At 46.7% G+C, this 25,347-nt stretch carries 26 protein-coding genes and 1 pseudogene; 22 read left to right on the forward strand and 5 right to left on the reverse strand.

Annotation, left to right across the window (positions count from 1 at the left end):
- The 8 genes from NI000_RS18505 to NI000_RS18540 all read left to right on the forward strand — a co-directional run.
- On the forward strand, positions 1-930 hold a 930-nt coding region (locus NI000_RS18505), incomplete at its 5' end, for a zinc ribbon domain-containing protein (RefSeq protein WP_253412947.1).
- A 449-nt stretch (positions 931-1,379) separates the two neighbouring features.
- Entirely contained in the window at positions 1,380-2,246 is an 867-nt protein-coding gene (locus tag NI000_RS18510) for a hypothetical protein (RefSeq protein ID WP_253412948.1), read from the forward strand.
- 366 nt (positions 2,247-2,612) lie between these two features.
- A complete protein-coding gene (locus NI000_RS18515; protein ID WP_253412949.1) occupies positions 2,613-3,608 on the forward strand; it encodes a DNA cytosine methyltransferase in 996 nt (331 codons plus the stop codon).
- Entirely contained in the window at positions 3,592-4,476 is an 885-nt protein-coding gene (locus NI000_RS18520) for an NgoMIV family type II restriction endonuclease (RefSeq protein WP_253412950.1), read from the forward strand. The genes NI000_RS18515 and NI000_RS18520 overlap by 17 nt, the downstream gene beginning before the upstream one ends.
- Before the next feature lie 133 nt (positions 4,477-4,609).
- Positions 4,610-5,551, forward strand: coding sequence for a hypothetical protein (locus NI000_RS18525; protein WP_253412951.1), 942 nt, complete (start codon positions 4,610-4,612; stop codon positions 5,549-5,551).
- Positions 5,552-5,558: 7 nt separating this feature from the next.
- Positions 5,559-6,041, forward strand: coding sequence for a hypothetical protein (locus tag NI000_RS18530; RefSeq protein ID WP_253412952.1), 483 nt, complete (start codon positions 5,559-5,561; stop codon positions 6,039-6,041).
- Between the two features lie 47 nt (positions 6,042-6,088).
- Positions 6,089-6,538: a very short patch repair endonuclease gene (locus NI000_RS18535; protein ID WP_253412953.1), complete on the forward strand. Its 450-nt coding sequence runs from the start codon at positions 6,089-6,091 to the stop codon at positions 6,536-6,538.
- Between the two features lie 332 nt (positions 6,539-6,870).
- Entirely contained in the window at positions 6,871-7,494 is a 624-nt protein-coding gene (locus NI000_RS18540) for a cupin domain-containing protein (protein WP_301292575.1), read from the forward strand.
- A gap of 137 nt (positions 7,495-7,631) precedes the next feature.
- Here the strand turns inward: NI000_RS18540 and NI000_RS18545 are convergent, their stop codons facing one another.
- Positions 7,632-8,255, reverse strand: coding sequence for a flavin reductase family protein (locus NI000_RS18545; RefSeq protein ID WP_253412954.1), 624 nt, complete (start codon positions 8,253-8,255; stop codon positions 7,632-7,634).
- A gap of 192 nt (positions 8,256-8,447) precedes the next feature.
- Here NI000_RS18545 and NI000_RS18550 point away from each other — a divergent pair, with 192 nt between their 5' ends.
- Together NI000_RS18550 and NI000_RS18555 are read left to right on the forward strand one after the other, a co-directional pair.
- On the forward strand, positions 8,448-9,101 hold the full coding sequence (locus NI000_RS18550) for a TetR/AcrR family transcriptional regulator (RefSeq protein WP_253412955.1): 654 nt from the start codon (positions 8,448-8,450) through the stop codon (positions 9,099-9,101).
- Positions 9,102-9,119: 18 nt separating this feature from the next.
- Entirely contained in the window at positions 9,120-9,800 is a 681-nt protein-coding gene (locus NI000_RS18555) for a formylglycine-generating enzyme family protein (protein WP_253412956.1), read from the forward strand.
- 99 nt (positions 9,801-9,899) lie between these two features.
- Here the strand turns inward: NI000_RS18555 and NI000_RS18560 are convergent, their stop codons facing one another.
- Entirely contained in the window at positions 9,900-10,364 is a 465-nt protein-coding gene (locus NI000_RS18560; protein WP_253412957.1) for a DinB family protein, read from the reverse strand.
- A gap of 180 nt (positions 10,365-10,544) precedes the next feature.
- Between NI000_RS18560 and NI000_RS18565 the strand changes: the two genes are divergently transcribed.
- The 3 genes from NI000_RS18565 to NI000_RS18575 all read left to right on the forward strand — a co-directional run bounded on the left by NI000_RS18565 (position 10,545) and on the right by NI000_RS18575 (position 12,730).
- A complete protein-coding gene (locus NI000_RS18565) occupies positions 10,545-11,456 on the forward strand; it encodes a LysR family transcriptional regulator (RefSeq protein ID WP_253412958.1) in 912 nt (303 codons plus the stop codon).
- Between the two features lie 36 nt (positions 11,457-11,492).
- On the forward strand, positions 11,493-12,482 hold the full coding sequence (locus NI000_RS18570) for a hypothetical protein (protein ID WP_253412959.1): 990 nt from the start codon (positions 11,493-11,495) through the stop codon (positions 12,480-12,482).
- Positions 12,483-12,544: 62 nt separating this feature from the next.
- Positions 12,545-12,730 carry a type II toxin-antitoxin system PemK/MazF family toxin gene (locus NI000_RS18575; RefSeq protein ID WP_253412960.1) on the forward strand — a complete coding sequence of 62 codons (186 nt, stop codon included), beginning with the start codon at positions 12,545-12,547 and terminating at the stop codon, positions 12,728-12,730.
- Here NI000_RS18575 and NI000_RS18580 read toward each other — a convergent pair.
- A complete protein-coding gene (locus tag NI000_RS18580) occupies positions 12,717-13,595 on the reverse strand; it encodes a LysR family transcriptional regulator (RefSeq protein ID WP_253412961.1) in 879 nt (292 codons plus the stop codon). The genes NI000_RS18575 and NI000_RS18580 overlap by 14 nt on opposite strands.
- Before the next feature lie 102 nt (positions 13,596-13,697).
- Between NI000_RS18580 and NI000_RS18585 the strand changes: the two genes are divergently transcribed.
- A complete protein-coding gene (locus tag NI000_RS18585) occupies positions 13,698-14,288 on the forward strand; it encodes a DJ-1/PfpI family protein (RefSeq protein ID WP_253412962.1) in 591 nt (196 codons plus the stop codon).
- 63 nt (positions 14,289-14,351) lie between these two features.
- Here NI000_RS18585 and NI000_RS18590 read toward each other — a convergent pair whose 3' ends face one another.
- Complete coding sequence (locus NI000_RS18590; protein WP_253412963.1) at positions 14,352-15,239, reverse strand: fructose bisphosphate aldolase; 888 nt, start codon at positions 15,237-15,239, stop codon at positions 14,352-14,354.
- Positions 15,240-15,433: 194 nt separating this feature from the next.
- Here NI000_RS18590 and NI000_RS18595 point away from each other — a divergent pair, with 194 nt between their 5' ends.
- From NI000_RS18595 to NI000_RS18625, 7 genes and pseudogenes are all read left to right on the forward strand, one after another.
- A complete protein-coding gene (locus NI000_RS18595) occupies positions 15,434-18,097 on the forward strand; it encodes a LuxR C-terminal-related transcriptional regulator (RefSeq protein ID WP_253412964.1) in 2,664 nt (887 codons plus the stop codon).
- A gap of 78 nt (positions 18,098-18,175) precedes the next feature.
- Positions 18,176-18,456 (forward strand): annotated as a pseudogene (locus tag NI000_RS18600) (zinc-binding dehydrogenase); the annotation flags it as partial.
- 30 nt (positions 18,457-18,486) lie between these two features.
- On the forward strand, positions 18,487-19,080 hold the full coding sequence (locus NI000_RS18605) for a hypothetical protein (protein WP_253412965.1): 594 nt from the start codon (positions 18,487-18,489) through the stop codon (positions 19,078-19,080).
- 257 nt (positions 19,081-19,337) lie between these two features.
- Positions 19,338-20,006, forward strand: coding sequence for a FusB/FusC family EF-G-binding protein (locus NI000_RS18610; protein WP_253412966.1), 669 nt, complete (start codon positions 19,338-19,340; stop codon positions 20,004-20,006).
- On the forward strand, positions 19,996-21,396 hold the full coding sequence (locus NI000_RS18615; protein ID WP_253412967.1) for an MFS transporter: 1,401 nt from the start codon (positions 19,996-19,998) through the stop codon (positions 21,394-21,396). The genes NI000_RS18610 and NI000_RS18615 overlap by 11 nt, the downstream gene beginning before the upstream one ends.
- A 151-nt stretch (positions 21,397-21,547) precedes the next feature.
- Positions 21,548-21,973: a MarR family winged helix-turn-helix transcriptional regulator gene (locus NI000_RS18620; RefSeq protein ID WP_054973530.1), complete on the forward strand. Its 426-nt coding sequence runs from the start codon at positions 21,548-21,550 to the stop codon at positions 21,971-21,973.
- Positions 21,974-22,151: 178 nt separating this feature from the next.
- The gene (locus NI000_RS18625) at positions 22,152-23,528 is read left to right on the forward strand and encodes an MFS transporter (protein WP_253412968.1); all 1,377 of its coding nucleotides are present in this window, start codon (positions 22,152-22,154) and stop codon (positions 23,526-23,528) included.
- Here the strand turns inward: NI000_RS18625 and NI000_RS18630 are convergent.
- On the reverse strand, positions 23,525-24,556 hold the full coding sequence (locus NI000_RS18630; protein ID WP_253412969.1) for a serine hydrolase domain-containing protein: 1,032 nt from the start codon (positions 24,554-24,556) through the stop codon (positions 23,525-23,527). The genes NI000_RS18625 and NI000_RS18630 overlap by 4 nt on opposite strands.
- Positions 24,557-25,000: 444 nt before the next feature.
- Here NI000_RS18630 and NI000_RS18635 point away from each other — a divergent pair, with 444 nt between their 5' ends.
- Positions 25,001-25,291, forward strand: a complete 291-nt coding sequence (locus NI000_RS18635) for an ArsR/SmtB family transcription factor (protein WP_127458932.1) — start codon at positions 25,001-25,003, stop codon at positions 25,289-25,291.
- The last annotated feature ends 56 nt before the right edge of the window (positions 25,292-25,347 follow it).

The raw sequence follows: 25,347 nt of genomic DNA on the forward strand, positions 1-25,347 counted from the left end.
GAATCCACTTACCTAATGAAGCATTCATTTACTATGATGCCAACGGATAGTTGGGTAAAACCAACTGAACAAGTCAAAAGCTTGGTTATTGTACCTGAACATATTTGGGATAAGGTTCAACAAATACGCATTGGGAGGAATCCTGAAAACACGAACGACCCAAATGTTGAAAAAATAAAAGTAACTAAGAGTCCTCTTTTGTTTGTAGGAATGATAAATTGTGGTTATTGTGGTGCCCCTTTAACGACAACTTACAATAGAAAAAAATATACCCTAGCTGATGGAACTGAACAGAAATGGGTATCCGCAAAATATCGTTGTAGCGGGAAGGCATTAACGAAAACAAAATGTACCGGACAGACGGTGTATGCACCTAATAAAATAGAAACAACCGTTATGAGCGAATTGCAATATTATCTTAACGAACTAAGAACAGTTGATCTTTCCAAAGAAATCGACAAGTACTACAAAGAAAATTTACTACGAGAAAATAACGAATTGGAACTAAAGCAAAAAGAAATCGAAAAGTATTATACGGAGCTTTCGGCACTCAAAAATGAGATCACAAAAAGTATTATGGGAGAAAGTGCTTTTAAACCCGAAATACTTAATGATCTTATTGAAAAAAAGGAAGAGCAGATAAGCCTTCTATCTGAAAAAATAAGGCAAATACAATCAAACATAAAAGACAACAGTATTGAACTTCATACTATTGAAGAATTAAAAAATAATCTGCCGAAGTGGAAAACGGTATTTGATGAAGCTTCAATTGAAAGAAAGAAGATGATGCTAAAAAGTCTCATTGATAATATTGTAGTGTTTAGAGATGGTATTGAATTAAATATCAAGCTAAACATAAAAAGCTTTCTTTCGTCTGCCAATGGTAGTGTAATTGAATCACTAGGGAGAGCGCATCGCTGGCAGCGATGAGGTCAGGGGTTCGATCCCCCTAGGCTCCATATTTGGAAAACCCTTGAGAAATCAGGGGTTTTTCCTTTTTTATGGACTGCAGAATGATCTGAGATTGGCCCGTTCTTGCTCCGTGATCACATCCGCGCTCACCAAAAGTTTTTATGCTCACGATTGATCACAATTCGAGCAAATAAAAAGGCTCTGTCCGTATGAATATCATCATACGAGCAAAGTTACAGCCAAGTTCAATTATGAGCTTCAGCACAATGGAACTGATTGGACAGTTCGAAACAAGATGTTCTACGATAACGAACGCAGAGCTGAGAAGTAAGGGAATCATGTGAATGGAATCGCGCCCATGAGGCGCTTTTCTTATGCCCCAAAAGAGGGATACGCGCTGTTTCTGTCGAACATTTAGGCGAATAATCGAATGCTCGGTGGAAGAATAGCTTGAACGTAATGGAGTGATGGTATTGTCGATATTGAATACATCCAGCCCTGACGCTTTGTATGATTCGTTAGCTAAGATATTCTCAGCTCCTAGACATATGATCGAATACGCTGTAATTAGAAATACTGCTGCGTTTCAAAGGTTAAGTTCGGCTGAAGAAGTCGACTTGAAGAGTATAAAAAAAACCATCGAGGATAAGACAGGTACTGAAACCATTATGGGCGATTTCGACTATGCTACGGTAACCCATCTAACCACGCGCAGTGAATCCTCGGTAAGGAACCCTGAGCCTATTTATAACCTTCATGATTTGCTTCTACGTGACACAGAGCTATCAATGAAGCTGAGGGAGTCAGGTATTACATTCAGCAAATCGAAGAACGGGATCGATACCTACTTAAATGGGGAACTTGTCGATTGGGAGACCATGATTCCAAGAAGTAATGAGGAACCATGTATCAGGATGGTTATGCGCAGATTGCAACCAAACCGTTTTTTCCCTGAGGCTGATAAGTGTATTAACGGCTTTCTGTTTGGCGGGGATATTTGGGAGAACAGTGATGTACGTCATATTGTGGTTATGCCAGAGTTTGCGGAGAACATCCTAAGAGTACTGAGTAAACATAAGGCTATTAATGATTGGAGAGCCACAGTTAAACCGTATGTAATCACCTTTCAAGTACCAATAAGCGGGATCGTCTTCGATGGCTCAAACAAACTAAACAGGCGGCAGACGCAGTTACGCTTGGTACGTCATGCATTTTACTATCTAAGTAAGATAAGGCAAGATGAGTGGGATCAGTGGTATAATCCTATTATCCGACTAGATGATGAGCTTAGTGTGGATGCTAACCAGGTTCTATCGATAACCCCAGTGATCTAGGAGGAGGATGTATTGTTCCAGTGTAAAGAATGCGGGGGGCTCTTATTGTAATTGGCGTCGAATCGCCCCCAGATCACTTAACCAAGCAGGAGAAGCTTGTAATAACCGAGTCCGTGACGTTCAATGTGCTGATTGTAAGAAGGTATATTATTCACAACCGTACGATTTCGGCAAGAGGCTGAATAGTGTTCGTAAAGTGACCAAATAAAAAAGACCTCCAAGAAGGTGCGTCCTTCCCGAGGTCTTAGCTGCCGATGCTTTCGGACAATTTAAAATTACTATGCTTAGTTAATTGTTTCAATTAATTTAGATGGATTCCTACCTTATGTTTTATTATAATGGAAACATATGTTTGGAGGTGCGCTTATGGCAAGAATACTTACTTCTTTGGAAATTTGTGCGGGTGCTGGCGGTCAAGCCATAGGCCTTGAACAAGCAGGGTTTGAACATCTTGCTCTTGTCGAAATTGATGAAAATGCATGTAACACACTAAGAACTAATAGGCCTTCGTGGAATGTTGTTCCTGAAGATTTGAGGAATTTTAGCGCGAAGCCATTCAAAGGAAGCATTGACTTATTAGCTGGAGGGCCGCCATGTCAACCTTTCTCTACAGGTGGAAACCAATTAGGTGAATTGGACGAAAGGAACTTGATGCCTGAAGTCCCGAGATTGGTTAAAGAATGCTCTCCAAACGCAATTATGATCGAGAATGTTGCAGGGTTGATGTCATCTACTTTTGACGAATATAGAAATACACTTACAACCATCATCGAAAAACTAGGATATAAGGGAGAGTGGAGGTTATTTAATTCCTCTGACTTTGGTGTTCCACAATTAAGACCTAGAGTGGTGTTTGTAGCTTTGAAAAAGAAGTACTGGAAACACTTTGCTTGGCCAGTCCCGATTCCTGAGCAAGCACCTACTGTAGGTGATGTTCTTTATGAAGAGATGGCAAGTAATGGATGGCTTGGTGTTGATGCCTGGAGAGAACAGGCTAATGTTATAGCACCAACGCTTGTAGGAGGATCAAAAAAACATGGAGGCCCTGATCTCGGCCCAACAAGAGCTAAGCGGGCTTGGGCAAACCTTGGGGTAGACGGAGGCGGTGTAGCAAATGAGCCCCCATCTGCTGATTTTGTGGGTATGCCAAAGTTGACTGTGAAGATGACGGCATTGCTGCAAGGGTTCCCAGAAGATTGGATAATTACTGGAAGGAAGACAGCTGCTTATAGACAGGTAGGGAATGCATTCCCTCCGCCAGTTGCTAAGGCAGTAGGAGCTCAAATATACAAAGCAATATCCGCAGCAGAGACCAAATCCATAAATTCAAAGGAGTCGAAGTTGATTGAGCAAAGAGCTTGATATAACCAATAGTGAAGCCCTGATAGCGAAAGCTAGAAAGAAATATCATACTTCCTTGCTAGCTGGGCCGTTATCAATAAGCGATAAAGGGATTCCAAGTAATGCAGACGGTAGTAATGGTAATTCCGTATTATTTGCTAAAAGTATTATGGATGCTCTTAATTATGAAACTACTCGTGAGAAAGCCGCGGGACAAACTAGCGGGAATCAATTCGAGGAGATTAATGTGAGTTTCTTAAAGGAGACATTCCTATCTCTAGGCCACATTAGACCTGGTGGCTGGAGTATTAAGAAGGTCGGAAGCAGATCGCAGCTTGCAATTGCTGAATATGAACAGTATCATCATCTGGTTTCCTTGCGAAATGCCTCTAAATCTAATCCAGAGCTGGCTGCTGCACTAGGTAATGACTATGTAATTGCTCCAGACGTAGTAATTGAGCAATCATTGTGGAGTGATGACCAGATTAACAACACCGAATTAATTGTAGATTCATCGATTAGCAACTATACAGCTATAAGGGGAGCAAATGGAGGCAAACCACTACTCCATGCAAGCATATCATCAAAATGGACAATAAGATCTGATAGGAGCCAAAACAGTAGGTCTGAAGCTCTGAACTTAATCCGCAATCGAAAAGGCCATCTTCCACATATTGTTGTAGTTACTGCTGAACCGCTTCCTAGCAGGTTATCTTCTATTGCTCTCGGAACTGGTGATATTGACTGCGTCTATCACTTCGCATTGCATGAACTTATAAATGCAGTAGATATGCACGGTTCAGATGACTCAAAGGAGATGCTAAATATCATGGTCGACGGAAAGAGGCTTAAGGACATTTCTGATTTACCGTTAGACCTTGCCCAGTAACCGATAATTCCATGATAGCTTCATGAAACCTCATTTGGCAAGCAAGCATAATATCAAACACCAAGACGCGGAGCCTGCTACATGTATACAGGCTCTTTTTCTTTTTCTATTATCACTAAGGGGGAACAATACAATGGCTACTATTAATCGTAAGATTCATTTCTTCAGAATCAATATGTCAGAGTTACGTCAGGGGTCCAACTCCTTACACCCACATACTGATCCTTATGGGGTGTTTGATTATATAAGTAAGCTTCAATTCAATGATAATGATCCTTTATCTAGGTACCTTTATCTGCCAAGCGGGGATGTCAATCTTATCGAGATGGATTCGACAAGTACCGCATCAGAAATCAAAGGACGATTTGCTGTGTCTCGAAGAACCTCTCTACCAGAGCTAGAAGACCAAGGAGTACTTACTGGGCTAAACATTCCCGCGAATGCTGGACTAGCAGAGATCACGCACTTTATTTATTATCCGATAGCTGGGGTTATTGGTCTGGAATTCAATTTCTATGGACCAAGAGCAACCGCCTTGAAGGATTATGTGGTTGAAAAAAGCCGAACTTATTCTAATCCTACGGTTCACATCGAAATTACGCCAATACTTAATCTTGATGTGGATCGCCAGGTAAGATCAATTGGAGATGAGGTTAGCTTAGTACAAATTGAAATGGCAAAGAACTCAATTGCAATTACTGAGCAGTTGGATACAAGCCTTAAGAATGCATTCGAAGCAGCAGCTTCAATATCGGAAGCTGAGACAGTGGAAGTCATTCTCCGTAAAAAGAAGTACTCAAAGAATGGATTTGGGTTCCCGTTCGTTAAGCAGAAACTCATCGATTTTCTCTCTCAGCAGACGAACCGAGAACAGATTCATCGCTTCAAGATGGTTGGTGAAGACACCACATCTGAGAAGAATAAGGCCTTTGACTTGTTAGAAGATAAGATGATATCAACTAAAAGCGTGATCACGATTGATGATAAACGACGGGCGGTAGAGTCAACTAGCATGTATAATGCAATTAATGAAGCGTATCACGAGTTGAGGGATAATTTCGCAAGGGTGGAATGATGTCCTGATGAAGAAGATTATAGATGTGTATGATAAGTATTTCCTCTTCATGGAACTTCTCTTATCAATCGTGGTATCCGTTATAATTCTTTGGGTAATCAATAAATACAGCCTACAGGGTGAGGTAATGAATGTATTAAAAGGTTCGCGATCAGCTCTATATGGAGCGATTGCTGGAGTGGCTGGTTCCCTGCTTGGCTTTGTCATTACTGGATTATCAATTCTGCTTGTTACTGGCAATAGCTCGGGTATGAATGCCTTGAGATCAAGTAAGTACTATCAACAAATCTTTAAGGTATTCTTAAACACGAGTAAATACCTAGGGTTGTTAGTTGTGCTTTCACTTGTATCTCTAATCATCGACCGTGATACTGCTCCATTATTTGAGTTGAATATGATTGTGCTATGGGGAGTTATTATTGTAACGTTCAGGATTTTAAGATGCCTGTGGGTGTTGGAGAATATAATTGGGATTAACAAGCAAAAATAAGGATGTATTCGCAACGGATTAGCTTGATATAGAAACAGGTGATTGCAATGGCAGATAAGATATCCAAAGAGGCCAGAAGCAAGAACATGAGCGCGATACGGTCCAAAGGAACCCAATTAGAGGATCGTGTTTCCAAGGAATTGTGGCGCCGCGGATATCGGTTCAGAAAGAATGTGAAGGCCTTATTTGGAAAGCCAGATATCGCCATTAAGAAATTCAAAGTGGTCATCTTTCTAGACTCATGTTTTTGGCATGGGTGCGACATCCATTACCGAATACCCAAAAGTAACTACGATTACTGGTTTAATAAGATTGAACGGAATCGTGCCAGGGATAAAGAGGTTACACTTTACTATCAACAACATGGTTGGGCCGTTATCCGAATATGGGATCATGAGGTTAAGGAAGATTTTGATACTGTAGTCAATCGAATCGAGCAAGCCATACAGGCAAGAAGATTGGATGTACGTGATCACAACCATGATCACAAACCCTAAATAACTTGCGGAAATTCAGGGAAACACATAGACAGACCGAAGTCCGAAAACCCGCATGGGAGTAGGCTTTCGGACATTTCGGTAGATTGCAGGACACTGTGCATACCACACTGGCAGCGATGAGGTCGGGGGTTCGATCCCCCTAGACTCCACCAAATAAGACATGACACGCAACCTATTAGGGGTTGCGTTTTTATTTTGGTAAAGCCTAAGAGGGAAGAACGCTGTAAGAGGAAATTGATTGGTCCTCCAAGAGAGGGCGGCCGATTTATGATCAATACGTACGTTTTATAAATATAGGCATATGATGTCATTATAAAACTATGGAGGGAATGACAGAGGTGCATCATATACCTAAATCGTATTTTAATCCAATGTACTCATATCCTTACTGCGCTGGTATGAATTCACCCGTATATTACCCAAGCTATATGTCTAGAAATCATCAAAATAATTATCCTTTAAATCAAAGTGCATTTATACACTCTTATCCTGTTGCAGTTGATAATGCTCCACGATTTGAGTCTTTAGATGAGCGAGTAGTAAAGGATCATGGAGCAAGACCATATGTAGTTAATATTGATAAGGTTACAAAACAAAACAATACTTACCGAACCGCAATATGGACAGGGAAACACTTTCAAGTGACCGTAATGAGTATCAATGTTCGAGATGACATCGGCTTAGAAGTTCATCCGCATACTGATCAATTCATACGAATTGAAGAAGGTCAAGGACTTGTTCAAATGGGTGATACCAAGGATAGATTGAATTTTCAAGAAAAAGCCTATGATGGCTACGCAATTATGATACCTGCGGGAAAGTGGCATAATGTGATCAATACCGGGAATAAACCACTTAAAATTTACGTGATCTATGCGCCGCCTCATCATCCATACGGGACAGTTCAACAAACAAAAGCAATGGCAATGACTCCTCATTCCAGGCCGACGTAGAGAGCTGTATGGGAGCTTCGGGGCTCCTTTTTATAATTGCATGTCATCTGCTACCTGTCATTTGTCCAAATAAAATAGCCACCAAACGGTGGCTCCTCCCATGCTTATCTATCCCCATGCGCCCCTCTTTTTCGGTATTATTTTGCAGAACCCGGTCCGAAGACCGGCGCTAGTTTTGATGCAGACAGTTGCTCGCTAAGACCGAAATATTCGCAGAAATTCATAATCATCGGATTCCATTTCGAAGGATCGATATAGTTTGAGTTTGCATCCATTAGAAGATCAGCTTCGATATGAACTTTTTCGATGCGTACTTCAATAGCGACAAGGGAACTCGGTTCTTCGAACGGATGTAGTTTCACCAACTTGGCTTCCAGATGGACGGGGCATTCTTTGACGCGCGGTGCTTGAACAAGCTGTGACGGAAGCTGGGTTAGCCCTGCAATACCAAACTTATGCGCTTCATGTTTATAGCCCCGCATGGCTTTGGATTCAGGCACCGGATTTCGACCTGTTAACAGGGTCAGCCGATCAATCGCGGGAATCAAGTCAATGGACGGGAGATTAAGTACACACTCGTGCTCACGGATCAAATTCTGAACGGTCTGAGACTTGCTGCTTAAACCGAGCATACACGATTGATTGAGCCACCAGGCAGAGGACATGGGAGCCAAATTGGGCGTGCCGTCTTCGTTGATCGTACTTATAAGCACGACAGAGGTCCCAAAGTAAAGAATTTTGGGTTCGATGACCGTATGCATAACCTTTCCACATCTCCTTAATGATCCTTTTTTAATGAATATATCACAAGCTTTTTGCGGGATATATGGATATGGAGTAAGAGAGCAAGATGTCAAAAGTTTGGAATTGTGATTGACAACATAATCCATTATTAGGTACACTTTATTTATTCCGACTGTTCGGTATAAATAAATATGGGATAAGGTGAAACCATGCCCAAATTAGGAATGGAACCAAAGCGCCGGGCAGACGTCATCAACGCCACGTTAACCTGCATCAGCCTTCACGGGATTGATGGCATGACTCTGGATAAGGTTGCTGAATATGCCGGCTGCTCTAAGGGAGTTGTCACTTATTATTACAAAAATAAGGATCATCTGACGATCGAAGCCTTCAAGTCGTTCTTGGCCTATTATGGTCTAAAGATAGAATCCGAGATTGAAAGCACGATGACAGCCGGCCAAATGATAGACGTCACGTTGAAACATATACTACCGCCATACGATGAGGATACGGGGAAGGGGATTAACGTTTCGCAGCTTGATGGAGTCGAAAAGATGTGTATACCGCATGAAGATCAAGCCAGGCTTTTTCTGCAGTTTTTCTCAAAGGCCGTGTTGGATCGCAATTTGCAGGAAATCGTATCCAAGAGCTATATGGCTGATCTCCATGGCATAGCCAAGATTTTTAATTACGGTAACATGAAGGGACAAATGTCTGTAGAAGATCCCCAAAGCGCCGCCTATGGGCTGTTAGCGATGGTAGTGGGTCTAAGCTTTTTTAGAGTAGCGAATATTCCGCCGACCCACGGTGAAGATAACCGGTACATTTGCGAGGATTACGTGAAAAGGTTCACCACGGGATGAGGAGCGGGAGGAAAACAGGTGTCAAACGAACGGCATAGTTATGCGGAGTATCCCATCGTGACTATTCCTGCGGGTGAAGTTGAATTAAGGGACGATCGGATAAAAACGACATGGACGGCTCAGGTGAGTTCTTTTTTGCTTGCACCGGTTCCGGTTACGAAACAATTATATTTCTCGATCGCGCAAAAGACGGTTGGACCTGATGACGAATCTCAGGCTCCGGTTGTAGATGTCTCATGGAACGATGCGATCTTATTTTGTAATTTGCTTTCCCGGCACTCGGGGCTACAGGAATGTTACTTGATAAGCGATGACGGTGAAAATGTTGTCTGGAACCGGGAGGCGGATGGCTATCGTCTTCCTACGGAAGCGGAATGGCAGTATGCGTGTAAAGCGGGGACTGGCGGTTACCGGTACGGGGAACTTGATGAAATCGCTTGGTATGATGAAAACTCTGGGGGCATGGTACATGAGGTAGGTCAAAAGCGGCCAAATGCGTGGGGGCTCTATGATATGTTAGGAAACGTTTGGGAGTGGTGTTGGGACGTATACGATGCGAAAGTATACGGTTCCTACAGAATTTTCCGCGGTGGCAGTTGGGCCGAAGAGGCCAGAGGCTGTGGAGCGACGTGCCGCCGCCGCAGTCACCCTACGTTTCGAATCGATGATCTCGGCTTTCGTCTTGCCAGATCCCTGTAAGGTGGCGGATCACTAGGTTCCACTATATAGCGATATAAGAAGTAACGCAGCCGATAAGGGCTGCGTTTTTGTATAGGCGAAGATCGGATCTGCTAAGTTTCATTGGATCGTTTTAAGCTGGCTTGTTATTGTGCCAAGGTGAATGGCTTCGTGAATCAGCGCGAAGTTGAATAATTCGCCGGCGGTGCTGAATTGGAACGGCCCCATCACAAACGGTGCTTCAAGCACATTATCCAGCATTTCAGGTGTCACCTCGGATAGGCGGGAAAGCTGCGCCGTTAACCCTTGAAGCAGCTCATCCTTAGATGGGGGGGCAATGGTCCAATTCGAAGGCTTGGTTCCGGAGCCGAACAGCGTCTCGTAGTGTTCAGGAATAGCGGACAGTGAGCCGAAGCTAAGGGTAGAGTACTTATCCATCCAATAGATCATATGACCGATATTCCATCGGATGGTATTGTTGAAGCCAGCCGGTTGAACGTCGAATTGTGCCTCCGAAATCCCTTGAACCTGCCCGATGACGACTTGACGCAGAACTTGACTTGTGTGAATAATCGATTGAGTCATGATTGAAGTGCCTCCTCAATTTATGGTTGATGTGGTTCGCTTTCATAAACCAAGTGTAGCTTTTCATCCATGATGCAACAATCACGTAATTCCGATGAAAATGATCACTATAACTAATGACCGACCTGCACGATATTTTTGATGCTCAAACGATGATTTTTACGAAGGAGTTGCGGAAGAATGGAACTCAGACAGCTTCAATACTTTGCCGCCATATGTAAGGAGATGCATTTCTCCAAAGCAGCCGAGTCTCTCTGCACCACGCAGTCGAATCTTAGCCAGCAGATCAAGTTTTTGGAGAACGAGCTGGGGCTTCCTCTATTCGACCGCATCGGCAAACGGATCGCGTTAACCGAAGCAGGCAAAATCCTTTTGGAGCAAAGTGAGCTTATCTTTGAGCGGATGGATTATATTCAAAGGGCGATCTCGGATCTGAAAAAGATGGAAGGCGGCAGGCTGGATATCGGGATACTTCCCGGCGATGGGGATTTGCTGTTTGATGCTTTGCTGGTCGATTTCCATCGGTCCTACCCCAAGCTTTCGCTTACCGTCACGGAATCGACGGAGGTGTATAAGGAGGTCGTCGCAGGCACGCGGGATCTTGGCGTAACAACGGTACCTGAGAATCCCGACGAACGTATTGTCATCGAACCGCTTTTTCACGAGGAATTTGCTTTGGCCATCCGATCGGATCACCCCCTGACGAAGTCAAAGGCGATCCCGTTCGAACAAATCCAGCCATTGAAGCTGGTCATGTTCGGTTCCGAACATCAGATTACGAAGTTAATTCAGTATCATTGCCAGGAGAAAGGGGTAGTGCTGGACAATCCGATTGTGACCTCAACGTTATCGTCGCTGCTTTTGCTGGTTGAGCAGGGGATTGGAGCCTGCATTTTACCCCGAATGCTATTAGATTATTTGAATCGTGAAAACATCACCGCCGTTACCCTGCTGCATCCTACCCCGAGCCAAGACATCTGTATCATTTATCGGAAGGACAAGTTTTTGGGGCAGGCGGCCCGATTGTTCATGGAAGTCCTGCAATCTTTCGTTCAAAATGTAGTGGATCGTACCAGCCGTTCTTTAGGGTGAAGCTAATTTTAGAATTCGGATGAGGAGGCGATGTATATGCGCCCAATCAACTTTATTGAGCCGTATATGATCATTACAATGAATAAACCAAAAACAATGAATGAACTAAAAAGAATGCTGCTGGCATTAAAAAGGTATGCAGAAGAAGATTCAAGTTTTATGGTTTATTTAAATGAGACCAGTAAGCAAACGATCATTGCAGGTAACGGGGAACAACATCTCCATAGCATTGTTGACCGTTTATCTAGCGAGTTTGATTTAGATATAGATGCTCTGAAGCCACAAGCATTATACAAGGAAACCATTAGGAAAAAAGTAAGATCTGAAGGGAGATTTGTAAGGCAGTCATCAAGTTTATGCAGATACGGTCACTGTTGGATTGAACTTGAACCCAAATTGCGTGATACCGGTAATGAATTTGTAAATAACATTGTTGACGAAAATGTAATACCAAGCGAGTATATTCCGTCTGTTCACGAAGGCATTCAGCGGGCTATGACTTGTGGGGTATTAGGTAATTTTCCGGTTGTGGATGTGAAAGTAACGCTGTATAACGGGTCATTTCATGAATATGATTCATGTCAAATGTCTTACAGGATTGCAGGATCAATGGCATTAAAGAATGGGATGAAACAAGCAGACCCCGTGATTTTAGAACCCATAATGAAATTAACGGTTGAAGCTGCACAATGCAATTTACCTGGTGTTATAAATGAAATGCCCTCGATGTGGGGAAGAAAAGAAGAAATTGAATCGAAAGACGGGATCTCGATCTGGACTGCGGATGTTCCATTGAGGGAACTGACGAACTTTACTGATACGTTGAAGTTCAAAATCGGGGGAAGAGGGAAGTTTTCTGTAGTATTTGGATGTTACGATGCAGTTCCAGAAAATAGGAAAGAAACGATAATCTATGAATCAAGCTTACGGGATGCTTATTATCAAGACTTATTTTTCTGGAGTAAATGGGGAAAGGAAGAAGAGGAATACCATTTAAACAACTTTATCGAATCGTTTTGGGAATAGTACATGTGAACAACGGAGAAAGCGGTATCCACTGGAGAGCCGCAAGGACGGGGGCCATGGTAATGAATCCGTACGTGCCGGATCGCGGCGACTTGGTGTGGTTGCAATTTAACCCACATGCAGGTCGTGAGCAAGCTGGGAAGCGTTCCGCCTTAGTTATTTCACCAGATGTTTGCCTTCCGAGGGGTTCTTCGGAAGGCATTTTGGCTTGGGATCAAATGGACCGGAAAAGGTTTATCTGCTCTTAACCATCTCAATGAACTTCCGGTGAGCTTTTGACAACCATTTGTTTTTATGGTACGTGATTTGTGCGTAAAACATTAGATTTTCACAAGCGGATTCTATCACTTTCATTTTTTTATCGTGCAGGAGCGCTTCCACACTGATGGAAGGCATCAAGCTAATCCCTAACCCGCTTACAACACACTCCTTCATGGCCTCCATGCTGTTAAATTCCAAGTAATTACACGTATCTATTCCTTTCTGAATTAAGTACTCCTCAAAAAATCGCCTTAACGCACAATCTTTCTCGCTAAAAATGATACACTCGCCATTTGATTCTTCGATAGTTTTTATGGAATGATTACTTTCTCCTACAAAGACTAACGGTTCCTCCGAGTAAATTTCGGTTATGAGCTGCGGATCGCATACCTGTGGTTCTAAGGTGATCGCAATGTCTAGCTCTCCGGAGTGGAGTCTCTGTCGTAAGGCGGAACAGTGATCGTTGATAAGAGAGATGGTAACCTCAGGGTAATTCTTTTTATACTTTGATAGCACGGGCCCTAGTTTGTATGCGGTTAAGGTTGCTGATGCGCCGATGCGGAGTTGGCCTTTGACCGTAGAGTCATCGGAAGAAATTTGTTTTATTTTTGAATATGCGGTTAGCAATTCTACTACATAATGATACAGTTCCTGTCCAACCATGGTGAGTTTAATTTGTTTTCCTAATCGGTCAAACAATGGAACCCCGATTTCATGCTCGATTTGCTGAATATGAGAAGTAATCGTGGCCTGTGAGTACTGAAGAGCGTGAGCTGCTTTTGTAAAGCTATTTAATTCCGCAACGGCTTTAAAGGATTGAAATTGACGAATGTCGATTTTTATCCCCCCCATAGATGTGTATTGTTATCAGAAATTCTAAATATAAAGATTAGTTATTTCAATTTTACTAATGATTAATTGTATCATATGATTCTTGAAAAGGAGATGAATCATATGAAAAAAGTATGTTTACTATTGCCGAATGGCTTTGAAGCCGTGGAAGCAAGCGTGTTTACAGATGTGATCGGATGGAACAAGGATGAGGGGGATGGATCAACGCAGCTCGTTACCGTCGGAACCCGAAACGAATTAAAATGCACCTGGAATTTTACCGTCATCCCCGAAAAGGTAATTTCCGAGGTGACCGTCCAGGAGTTCGATGCGCTGGCCTTGCCTGGCGGTTTTGAAGAAGCCGGATTTTATGAGGATGCTTATCGCCCCGATGTCCTTGAATTTATACGTGAATTCGACCGGCAGGGAAAAATCATTGCCTCGATTTGTGTAGGAGCTTTACCGCTTGGCAAAAGCGGCATTCTGCAAGGAAGACAGGCGACGACCTACAATCTGAATAACCGCAAGCGGCAAATGCAGCTGGAAGCCATGGGAGCCCACGTCATTCCGGACCAGCCCGTCGTAAGAGACGGAAATATCATTACTTCTTTTAACCCATCGACCGCATTCGCTGTAGCTTTTGACCTTCTTGAATCCCTTACTTCGACAGAAAATGCCAACAACGTGAAAAGGCTCATGGGATTCCTCACATAACTTCAGATTGTTTGACATAAGAAACGACCCCGAGCTTAGAACAAGTTCGGGGTCGTGAAATATTTATTTAATGGAGGCTTCATAAATGTCCTGAACAGATTTGGACAGCAGTGCGTTGAATTCCTCGTCGGTTTGCCCGGCGGTAAGGTCCTGCGATAACGCGCGCGAGAAGCTTGCGATCAATCCGTGATTTTGCGCCAGCTTTTCGTTGGCTTCCGCTTGCGAATAGCCGCCCGACAAAGCGACAATCCGTACAACGTGCGGGTCCTTCATCAGATCGCTGTAGAAATTGTTTTCCGTCGGTATGGAAAGCTTAAGCATGATCTTTGCGTCTTTGTCGAGGGCGGATAATTGAGCGGAAATTTCGTCCTTCAATAGTTTTTCCGATGCTACTTTATCCGCGCTGTAAATATCCACTTCCGGCTCGATGATCGGAACCAGTCCCATCTCCACGATTTGTTTCCCGATGGCAAACTGCTGCTCAACGACTTTTTTGATTCCGGCCGGATTGGCTTCTTTAATCAGCGAGCGCATTTTCGTCCCGAAGATGTTTCGTTCAACCGCCCGTTTCAGAAGGTCGTTTAAATCAGGCATGGGTTTCATGAGCTGAACCCCGTCTTCCAGATCGGCGAGTCCTTTATCCACTTTCAGAAAAGGCACGATCCCTTTCTTTTCCCAAAGATAATCCGCAGTCAATTGGCCGTCAATGGAACGATCCATCGTGTTCTCAAATAAGATTGCGCCCAAAATGTACCGGGAATCAAAAGCGGGACTTTTAATAATTCGCGTTCTCATCTCGTGAACCAGAGCATACATCTCTTCTTCGTTGGAGTAGCTCGATTCTTGGACGCCGTATTGGGCCAGCGCTTTAGGGGTGCTGCCGCCGCTTTGGTCCAAGGCCGCGATAAAGCCTTTTCCGGTATGGATTCTCTCCAATTGTTTTGTATTCATGAATGCTTCTCCTTCCTTATTGTGGACTGAATAACATTTTGAATTCTTTTATTATAGCACTTTTAGTTGCAAACATACATTGATGAAGATCACCGGGGTGCTGGAAAGGGCGCAAAAGGGAAATACAGTGAAACTGTCGAACATAATTATGAAACGTGATCGCCACCATTGACTTCGTAGAAACGGTGATAATGATGTCTATCCCAATTGTGTCCACCAAACTATACATCCCTCCTCCCCGGGCAAAAGCTGTCCCTCGTCCCCGCCTGATCGAGCGTCTGCATGAAGGGATGCACCGTAAGTTGACCCTCATTTCCGCTTCGGCAGGATGCGGTAAAACCACGCTTGTCAGCGAATGGCTCGCGGGTTGCCCGCAACCGGCCGCCTGGCTGTCACTGGAAGAGGCGGATAGCGATCCGGCGCGCTTTCTGACTTACCTTTTCGCTGCTTTGCAGACGATCGGAATTCATAGTGGGGAAGGCGTGATGGGTAGGCTCCAAGCCCCTGGCCCTTTGCCGATGGAAACGATGTTGACAGTGCTGCTCAATAAAATCACCGCCATTCCGGACCATTTCATTCTCGTCCTTGACGATTACCACGTAATAGATTCCAGACCGATTGACGATGCCATCGGCTTTCTGCTTGAGCGCATGCCGATACAGATGCATCTGGTCATCGCCACCCGCGAGGACCCCAATCTGCCCTTGGCCCGTCTGCGCGTGCGGGACCAGTTGACTGAAGTGCGTACCGCTGACTTGCGGTTTACATCCACCGAAGCGGCTGAATTTCTGGGCCGGGTTATGGGTCTCAGCCTTTCGCAGGAAGACGTCGCCGTGCTTGAATCCCGTACGGAAGGCTGGATCGCCGGTCTGCAATTAGCCGCGCTTTCCATGCAGGGACATAAAGACGCCGCCAGCTTGATCCAATCTTTTACCGGCAGCCATCGTTTCGTACTGGACTATCTGGTTGAAGAAGTGCTGCAGCAGCAATCCGCAAGCATTCAGGCTTTTATGCTGCGCACGTCCATCCTCGACCGGTTGTGCGGCCCGCTGTGCGATGCCGTTCTTTGTGGGGAAACCGACGAGCTTCTCTCCGGACAAGAAACCTTGCAATATCTTGAACGCGCCAACCTGTTCATCGTTCCCTTGGATAATGAGAGGCGCTGGTACCGTTATCACCATCTCTTTGCGGATTTGCTGCGGCAGCGATTGTACCAAACCGTGGGTTCGTCCAAAGGGGAAGCGAAGCGGGACGTGGCGGAACTGCATCTGCGTGCCAGCGAGTGGTACGAAGACCATGGCCTGGATCTTGAAGCTTTTCACCATGCGGCAGCTGCCCATGATGTTGAACGAGCCGTACGTCTGATCGAGGGGGAAGGGATGCCTTTGCTCTTCCGCGGTGCGATAGCCCCTGTCCTGAATTGGCTGGATTCGATACCGAAGGAGGAGCTGGACGCGAGGCCCGTGTTGAGCGTCATGCATGCCTCTGCCTTGCTCATGGTCGGTCAACCAGCCGATGTGGAACGGAAACTGCAAGCTGCCGAAAAAGGGCTTCGAGATGCCGCACAGGACGATAAGACCCGGGATCTAAAAGGGCATATCGCCGCTATACGTGCCACGCTGGCTGTCAACACGCACCAGGCCGACGCCATCATTTCCGAGTCGCAACGCGCCTTGGACTATTTGCACCCGGACAACCTGCCTGTCCGTACGGCGACAACATGGACGCTGGGATATGCTTACCAGCTCCAAGGGGATCGTGCTGCGGCAAGCCAAGCCTATACTGAAGCTTTATCCATCAGCCGGAGGATCGGGCATTTGATGATCACACTTATGGCTACACTCGGACTAGGGAACATCCAGGAAGCGGACAATCAGCTGTATGTGGCGGCTGAGACGTATCGGCACGCTCTGCAATTGGCCGGCGATCCCCCTCTGCCGGTTGCATGCGAAGCGCATCTTGGTTTGGCCCGTATTTATTACGAATGGAACGATCTGGAGACCGCGATGCACCACGGGCAGCAAGCTGTCCGACTGGCGCAGCAGCTGCAGCATACGGACAGAGTCGTTGCAGGCGAGGTAGTTCTCGCCCGACTGAAGCTTGCACGGGGAGAGGTGACCGAAGCGGCCGCTAGTTTAGCGAAGGCTGAGCATATCGCCCGCCGGCAAAATTTCGTGAAGCAGACGCCTCATATCGTTGCCGCGCAGGTGCTTGTTTTGCTTCATCAGGGCCTGGTGGCTGCTGCTGCCCATCTGGCGCAGAAGCACGAGCTTCCCGTCAGCCAGGCGCGGGTTCATCTGGCACAGGGAGAGGCGTCCGCGGCACTGGCGCTGCTGCAGCCGCTGCGAGAGCAGGCAGAGGCTAAGGGATGGGAGGATGAGCGGCTCCAAGTCATGGTTCTGCAAGCCGTCGCTCTGCATGCGCAAGGCGAAAAGATCAAGGCTGTGCAACTGCTGGTTGAAGCTCTGACCATAGCCCAGTCCGGCGGTTGTATTCGGACCTTTGTCGATGAAGGCATTCCGATGAGAAGGCTGCTGCGCGAAGCGGTTACTCATGAGAGGATGCCGAATTATGCGGGTAAGCTGCTCGAAGAATTTGAAGAGGAACGATTGAACGGTGAAAGCAAATCCGGTCCGCGCCAAGTCCGGACAGACAAATCCCTGATCGAACCCCTGAGCACGCGGGAGTTGGAAATATTGCAGCTCATCGCCCAAGGACTCTCGAATCATGAGATTAGCGGGCGGCTGTTCCTCGCGTTAAGCACGGTGAAAGGGCATAACCGGAGTATCTTCGACAAGCTGCAGGTAAAGCGGCGTACCGAAGCGGTGGCACGCGCCCGCGACTTGGGGCTGTTGTAGGTCAGCGTCCGGCCATGAGCAAAACCATACTTAAGTAGCTATATTCCATCCTGTGCTCCAGCTATTCTGATTGGGCTTTACGACATTATCTTCGATGCGGTAGGGAAACATTCGAAATCGAATTCGAAGAAAGTGTTGGCTCCGAACGGGCAATACATCTCCGTCGCGGGGCAGGGAGTAGCGAAGGTCCGTACGGAAGATTTATTGCTCCTCAAAGGCTGATGGAAAAGGGAGTACTAAAGCCGGTCATAGATCGGCGCTACTCGCTCGAACAAATGGCCGACGCTCACAGGTATGTCGAAAAAGGACATAAGAAGGGGCGCGTAGCCATCAAGGTGGGGCATGATCGTGAATTGTGATGAGGCCATGTAAAAGGAGAGTGACAAACGGTGTCCGACAACGAACTTCTGACACGGCAGCACGAGCTGCAAATCGAAGCGAAAGCTGTAGCGGAGCAATTGAAAATCGATGAATTGCTATCATCGGCGGGCCATCCTGTTCGAGTTGGAAGTGCTGCTCTCGGGCTGATGGTCTGGAGAGATCTGGATATTACCGTGGTATGCTCCAAGCTCGACCTTGATGTAGTAACTCGGATCGCTTCCGAACTCATGATTCGCCAGGGGGTACGGGAGCTGCGGTTCCTGAATGACTCCGGCGTCTGGAATACGGATACCAGCTATCCTGACGGGCTGTATATCGGATTACGGTATAGAGCGCTGAACGGGATGGATTGGAAGCTCGATATCTGGTTCGTCGACGAACCGGACAAACAGCCTGACCTCAAGCATATCCGGACAATGCCCGAGCGGCTTACCCCGGAGCTGCGGGAAGCTATTCTGACCATCAAAGATAGCTGGGCCACGCGAGCTGAATACGGAAAAGAAGTGAAAAGCTACGACATTTATACGGCCGTATTGGACGATTACGTGCGGACACCGCTTCAATTCCAAGAGTGGTTAGACAACAAAAACGAAATTCGGTGAACTTTCGTTATAATCGATTTTGCAATTGCGATCAAGGTCGATTTCTTTTATAATGGCGGATGAATGGAGGCGGTTGAAATGGCAAAGTATTTTGCCGGAACAAGAAGCAGCTCATGCAAAGCCTAACATTAGGGCGATACTTTGCATGGGCCGGACGGTTATTTCGTTAACCTTGTCGCCCGAGAAAGCTTGGATCGTTTCTAATCATGGGCTTTGCACCTATTTTTGTATTCATCAAAAATAAGGGGCTGAAAGCCATGGTCAAACCATTCCCATTTATTAGAAACCATCAATATAATTTCATCAAAAAGCAGGTCGAGCTGCTGGAGCGTGCCTGCAATTCCGTTACCGATCCGAAAGTGGTGAAATCGGTAAGATATAGCGTTCACTTCAATATTCTGGAAGCATTCCCGCAGGCCGATGGGCTTCAAAGGCAAGTGTTGGAAAAGGTTTCCACGTTGCGTACGGAGGGAGAATTCCGGCATTATTTGCATTCGTTGGAGCCTTATTTGGCACAATTTCCGGAAGTGACGGGAAAGCAGCTTGCCAAGCTGTTCCCCAAAAACAAAAAGCTAAAGCTTCCCGATTTAACCGCGATCGATTACCGCTATGTCACTTATCTTGGCTGGGTGGACATCGCGACAAATAAATTGTTCATCGTGTACCGTCTGAACGGGCAGCCCGTCGGCATGGAAGGAAGATATATCCCGGCGAATAAAGGCGTATGCTTTTTGTGCAATCGGCATGCGGAAGTTGCGTTGTTTTCGGCGGTCACCAGATCGAAGCCAGCGAACGCTTCGCCCGACTACTATAAGGCGATCGGCAACTACTTGTGTGTGGACAGCGAGCTTTGCAACAAGAACATCACGGATGTCACCGCGCTTGAAAGGTTCATTCGAGAGGTGGTGGGGACCCATGAATCGTAATTGGGTTCTCGTATCCATTCTCATCGTCATGTTCTTGAGCGCGATGGAAGCGACGATCGTCACCACAGCGATGAAATCCATCGTCGATGACTTGAAGGGCATGGAACTGATGAACATGACGTTCTCCGTTTACCTGCTCATCACGGCCGTCACCACGCCGATCTACGGCAAGCTCGCGGACCTGTACGGCCGCAAGCGCATTCTCATGATCGCCATCGCCGTTTTTTTGCTTGGCTCCGTCCTCTGCGGGGCGGCGGCAACGATGCTGCAGCTTGTTATCTTCCGGGCCGTTCAGGCGCTGGGCGCCGGGGCGATCTTTCCGATCACGATGACCATTATCGGCGACATCTATACGCCGGAGGAACAGACGCGGCTGCAGGGGATTTTCAGCAGCGTATGGGCTCTCTCCAGCATCGTCGGTCCGTTGATCGGAGGGGTGATCATCCAATTCGCCGACTGGCGATGGATTTTCTTCCTCAACCTGCCGCTCGGTCTGGCGTCGTTGCTGCTGCTCTCGTTCGCGTTCCGGGAGACATTCCGGCCGGAGGGCAGATCCATCGATTGGATCGGGGCGGTCTCGTTCCTGGCGAGTATTTCGTCGCTGCTCATCGTGCTGCTGTTCGGGGGAGAGAGCGGCTTCGTTTCGCCGGTCAATCTGGTGTTCGCAGCTATGTTCGTGCTGTTCGGCATCGTTTTTGTGGCGGTCGAGCGGCGCGTATCCGAGCCGTTCATGCCGCTGGAGCTGTTTCGGAACAAGGTTATCCTGATTCCGAACCTGTTCAGCTTTGTGGCGTACGCCTTTCCTATCGCGACGACGGTCTATTTCCCGCTTTGGCTGCAATCGCTCAAGCATCAATCGCCGATCGTATCGGGCTTCGCAGTCGCCATTGCGACGGTCGGATGGCCGCTCGGCGCCACAGCCGCGGGCAAGCTCATGAAACGGTTTCCGCCCAAGCGGGTCACCGTCCTCGGAGCAGGCCTACTCGTCATCAGCGGTCTGATGCTGGCAACGATCACGACGGCAACACCGGTGCCGGTGTTCTTCGTCATCATGCTTCTGGCGGGTTTCGGCCTCGGTGTTAGCCGAACCGTGCTCGCGATTCTGATGCAGAACGCGGTCGAGAACCGCCAGCGCGGCATCGCCATGTCGACGAGCGCACTCATGAATACGTTAGGTCAGACGGTGTTTATTGCGATTTTCGGCGTCGTGTTTAATGCATTCGCGTCCACTGGCGAAGCCGCGGATCTGGCGTACGGCATTCGCGTCGTCTTCGCCTGCGTCTCCGTCGTTACGGTGCTGGCCTTTCTGGTCTTGCTGGGGCTTCCGGGCATTTCCAACAAGGAGCTGTTCGGCAGCGGAAAAGGCGCTGCGGTGCAAAAGAAAACGTAAGCAGATAAGAAAAAGGCAGTTTCAGGGGCGATCCCTGAGCTGCCTTTTTGCTTTTGATCAAACTAACCATTTCGCGGATTGACAGCGCCGGATTTGGAAAATATAATGGTCATAGCAACTATAATCATGTCGACTATGATGGAGGCTTCCATTGGAATTAGAAAAGTATATCGGCGTTATCGTACACCGCGCGGATTTGAAGCTTAACAATTATTATCAAAAGGTCGTTAACCCTTTCGATATTACCGTGGATCAGTGGGAGATATTGGTCATTCTCTGGGAAAAGGAGGGGATCACCCAAAAAGAGCTTGCGGAAAGGCTGTATAAAGATCAGACGAACATTGCCCGGATGCTGTTCAAGCTGGAAAAGAAGGGCTTCGTTCATCGTGTCACCCACGAGACGGACCGCAGGTCTCTGCGGGTATATTTAACGCCGAAAGGCAGAGAAATCAAAGAGGACATCCTTGCTCCGTCGATCGAAGCTTATAAGAAAACGGTCGAAGGGTTGTCCGAGGAAGAAGTCGAGACCTTTAGAAGAATACTTGCCGTTATGTATAATAACGTGAAGGATTTGTAGAGATTTGCCCGTTTTACTGTGTTGAGTTTTTTTAATCATATAGTTGCTATAGCAACTATAGACAAGACTATTTTTTAGTTTCTTAAATTCAGCTTAGGTGTTAACAGCTACAACTTTATTTAGTTTTATACTTGCTAAAGCAACTAATGTTCTGGCAAGTAGATGGGAGGATAAGAGAATGGAACAAGGTGAAAGCAAGGCAACTATTTTTGACGCCCGTTACCGGGCACTGACCATCGGTATCATTTTGGCTGTAACTACCGTAGCGTTCGAAGGCTTGGCGATTACGACCATCGCGCCGGATTTGGCGCAGCATTTGAACGGCATTTCGTTATACGGCTGGATCTTCAGCGCATTTCTGTTGACGCAAATCTTGGGCACGATGGTCATCGGTCAGCAAATCGGCAAAATCGGCGTGTATCGCTCTTTTTCTTTGTCTATCGTTATTTTTGTGGCCGGTATTTTGGTTGCCGCCACCTCCGTGAATATGCCGATGTTAATCGCGGGGAGAGCGTTACAAGGCTTTGGCGCAGGCGCTATTGTCACATGCGTGTACTACAGCATTACCTTAAGCTATCCCGATGCGCTCCGGACGAAAATTTTGGCCGCATTTTCCAGCGCCTATATTTTGCCGGCGTTGATCGGTCCTTATATTGCCGGCCTGTTGGCCGAATATGTTTCATGGAGATTTGTGTTCTGGCTTGTATTGCCCTTGATCGCATTGGCCGTCTTGCTGACGCTTCCTTCCTTTCGCAAGCTTCAAACGGATAACGCTCCGGTTCAGAAAAGCGGCCGCAAGGAAGGATACGCTGTGTTGCTGACGGTAGGCACAGGGCTGCTGCTTAGCGGGCTGGGCTTTGTTTCCGATTGGAAGGGTATTGCGCTTGCACTTATCGGGTTGATCGTCATGGTCCGGCCTATACAGAAACTGCTCCCTGCGGGAACGTTCTCCCTCAAAAAAGGACTGCCGGCCACCATTGTGTCAAGAGGGCTGTATGTTGCGTGCTATGTTGCTACCGAGAGTTATGTCGTCTTGGCGCTGACGGAAGTCAAAGGCTTACCCGCAGACCTTGCCGGGTTGATCGTCGCCGCAGGTGCGTTAAGCTGGTCCACCGCAGCTTGGCTGCAATCCAAACTGGATGAAAAGGATAATGGCCGGGGCAGAAAAAAACGGATTACAGCCGGTATCGGCTTAATGATCGTCGGCGTATCGCTGGTCATCACGGCTGTAGGACTGGAGAGCGGGGGAATTGAGTTTGCCGTCATCTCGCAAATCTTTACCGGCTTCGGCATTGGGTTGGCCAATCCGACGACAGGAGCCATTGCGCTGCAGCATGCCCGCTCAGGCGAGGAAGGCGAGATTTCCGCGTATCTTCAATTCGTCGACGCTTTTTGCCCGGGAGTGAGCATCGGAATCGGCGGGGCTTTAATCGCGGTAAGCGAGCATCTTGGCCAAGGCATCTTTACGGGAATCATGCTGGCCTTATTGACTCAGCTGCTCTTCATCGTCCTGAGCTTTCTTATCTCTTTTCGTATTGCCAAGAGAGCCGATTAACCTTCCATAAACAGCTTCTTGGTCAGCATGGTGGCTAAATGATCGACAGACATCACTTGAATGCCAATCAGAGGCGCGATCTGGCTCCAAATCGAAGAGCCGTGGTTCGATAAAATAACCAGCCCCGTCTCTTTTTCGCGGTTAAAGGTGATAAAGGAACTCGATCCATACGTTCCTCCGTTGTGCCAATGCGTAGTTGTGCCGTCCTTTTCTTTGAACCTCATCCAACCGAAACCGATTCCGATCCCTCGGCCCGGCATTATGGCATAATGCTCCTCTAAGCATTCCGCAATCGCCGGGCCGAGGGGAGCATCGAAATGGCTTAAATGCGCATCCAAATAGTTAAGCATATCGGTTATCGTCGAACGGACCGCCCCGGCGCCCCCCATCGTATCAAGGAAGTCCCAATGCTGCATAGGCTTGCCTTTGGCGTTGAATACGGGAAGAAGCTGTCCGGCCTGTTGTCGGCTCGTGCCTGTTCCGGAATCCGTCATGCCAAGAGGATTAAATATTTGTCCGGCCAGCGCTTCATTCAAGCTCATGCCCAACCGTCTGGAAAGCAGCCAGCCAAGTAAACCGAAGCCGTAATTGGAATAGCGGTGTTTGCTGTTCTTCTTGGGACTCTCCGACAAAACAGCCTCGATGAAGCGGGTATCGTCATAATTCGCGTAAGGATTCAACCGATTGGTTATGGCGGATCTAAAATTCCCCGGTACGTCGGGCAGGCCGGCGGTGTGCGTAACAAGCTCCAACAGCGTTGTTTGATTGGCAAATGAGCTGGAAGACCATTCCGGGACGAAAGCCGAAAGCCGATCGGAACGGCTCCACATCCCGTTCTGTTCTCCTATGGCGAGTAAGAGGCCGATCAAGGTTTTGGTAATCGAGCCGATCTCATAGATCGACTTCGTGCAGTCAACTTCTTCGGATTGTTGCCCAGTCCATATCGTTCGTGCGGATTTCCGGATCAAACCGACCGTTAAACGATGTGTCGGGAGATTCGCCCATCGGTGAATGCGTTTCTGAGACATGATATTTGCCATAGTGTTATTCAAGCTAACTCACCTCGATTAGCGTTTTTTATTTTTGATATTATAATGATATCATTATTAGAAGTAATTTACAATTGGCGTATAAAAAATAAACGTCGTCCTTTCGGAGCGACGTGAGCTTGTTGAAAAAGTGGTGACTTGAGGCAATAGAGGTGTACGAGGGGGTGGGGTATCTACTTCCGGTCGCTGTTGTCAGCGGGAAATTTTAATTGAAGCCGCTTAACAGCGGGTATTTCCCGCAGACAAAGGCGAACGCTATCGCTCCTCCAGTAGATACCCCACCTCCGTATGTTTTTCTATTTCAATCAAAAATCTCTTTCTCAACACTCTGAAACGCCATCCTATTGGGGCGACTAAATCGGAGAATATGGTGGTATTTTGCTAAAGCCTTGATTTGTAGCAATATCGTAGTACAATGGTTTTATGACTACTCAAATAATGTTTAATGATGAGCAAAGGGTCAAAATATTTAAGGCATTAGCTGATGAAACAAGACTGGATATCATTCGAACGCTGTACACCAACAAGAAGGAGATGAATTGCGGAGAAGTAATGGACATTCGCGATACTTCGAAATCGAATACTTCGTATCATTTGCGTACATTAAGGGAGGCGAAATTGATCAAGGTACGAAAAGAAGCTCAAACGAAGTATATGAGTATCGATATAGAGACTTTTCAAACTTACTTGCCCGGATTTCTGGATACGCTGTAGAAAGAAATCTATTTTTTTGTTTATTAGTTCAATAGTTATTCAACTACAAAACTAAT

The organism is Paenibacillus tyrphae, from assembly GCF_024158745.1.
Lineage (GTDB): Bacteria > Bacillota > Bacilli > Paenibacillales > NBRC-103111 > Paenibacillus_G > Paenibacillus_G tyrfis_A.

Coding starts and splice junctions, on each gene's coding strand:
- NI000_RS18530 (WP_253412952.1), top strand. CDS start 5,559: ATGAAGAAGATTATAGATGTGTATGATAAGTATTTCCTCTTCATGGAA.
- NI000_RS18635 (WP_127458932.1), top strand. CDS start 25,001: ATGACTACTCAAATAATGTTTAATGATGAGCAAAGGGTCAAAATATTT.
- NI000_RS18580 (WP_253412961.1), bottom strand. CDS start 13,595: ATGGGGGGGATAAAAATCGACATTCGTCAATTTCAATCCTTTAAAGCC.
- NI000_RS18615 (WP_253412967.1), top strand. CDS start 19,996: ATGAATCGTAATTGGGTTCTCGTATCCATTCTCATCGTCATGTTCTTG.
- NI000_RS18550 (WP_253412955.1), top strand. CDS start 8,448: ATGCCCAAATTAGGAATGGAACCAAAGCGCCGGGCAGACGTCATCAAC.
- NI000_RS18535 (WP_253412953.1), top strand. CDS start 6,089: ATGGCAGATAAGATATCCAAAGAGGCCAGAAGCAAGAACATGAGCGCG.
- NI000_RS18630 (WP_253412969.1), bottom strand. CDS start 24,556: ATGTCTCAGAAACGCATTCACCGATGGGCGAATCTCCCGACACATCGT.
- NI000_RS18570 (WP_253412959.1), top strand. CDS start 11,493: ATGCGCCCAATCAACTTTATTGAGCCGTATATGATCATTACAATGAAT.
- NI000_RS18575 (WP_253412960.1), top strand. CDS start 12,545: ATGAATCCGTACGTGCCGGATCGCGGCGACTTGGTGTGGTTGCAATTT.
- NI000_RS18515 (WP_253412949.1), top strand. CDS start 2,613: ATGGCAAGAATACTTACTTCTTTGGAAATTTGTGCGGGTGCTGGCGGT.
- NI000_RS18540 (WP_301292575.1), top strand. CDS start 6,871: ATGACAGAGGTGCATCATATACCTAAATCGTATTTTAATCCAATGTAC.
- NI000_RS18590 (WP_253412963.1), bottom strand. CDS start 15,239: ATGAATACAAAACAATTGGAGAGAATCCATACCGGAAAAGGCTTTATC.
- NI000_RS18545 (WP_253412954.1), bottom strand. CDS start 8,255: ATGCATACGGTCATCGAACCCAAAATTCTTTACTTTGGGACCTCTGTC.
- NI000_RS18560 (WP_253412957.1), bottom strand. CDS start 10,364: ATGACTCAATCGATTATTCACACAAGTCAAGTTCTGCGTCAAGTCGTC.
- NI000_RS18585 (WP_253412962.1), top strand. CDS start 13,698: ATGAAAAAAGTATGTTTACTATTGCCGAATGGCTTTGAAGCCGTGGAA.
- NI000_RS18525 (WP_253412951.1), top strand. CDS start 4,610: ATGGCTACTATTAATCGTAAGATTCATTTCTTCAGAATCAATATGTCA.
- NI000_RS18625 (WP_253412968.1), top strand. CDS start 22,152: ATGGAACAAGGTGAAAGCAAGGCAACTATTTTTGACGCCCGTTACCGG.
- NI000_RS18595 (WP_253412964.1), top strand. CDS start 15,434: ATGTCTATCCCAATTGTGTCCACCAAACTATACATCCCTCCTCCCCGG.
- NI000_RS18565 (WP_253412958.1), top strand. CDS start 10,545: ATGGAACTCAGACAGCTTCAATACTTTGCCGCCATATGTAAGGAGATG.
- NI000_RS18510 (WP_253412948.1), top strand. CDS start 1,380: ATGGTATTGTCGATATTGAATACATCCAGCCCTGACGCTTTGTATGAT.
- NI000_RS18610 (WP_253412966.1), top strand. CDS start 19,338: ATGGTCAAACCATTCCCATTTATTAGAAACCATCAATATAATTTCATC.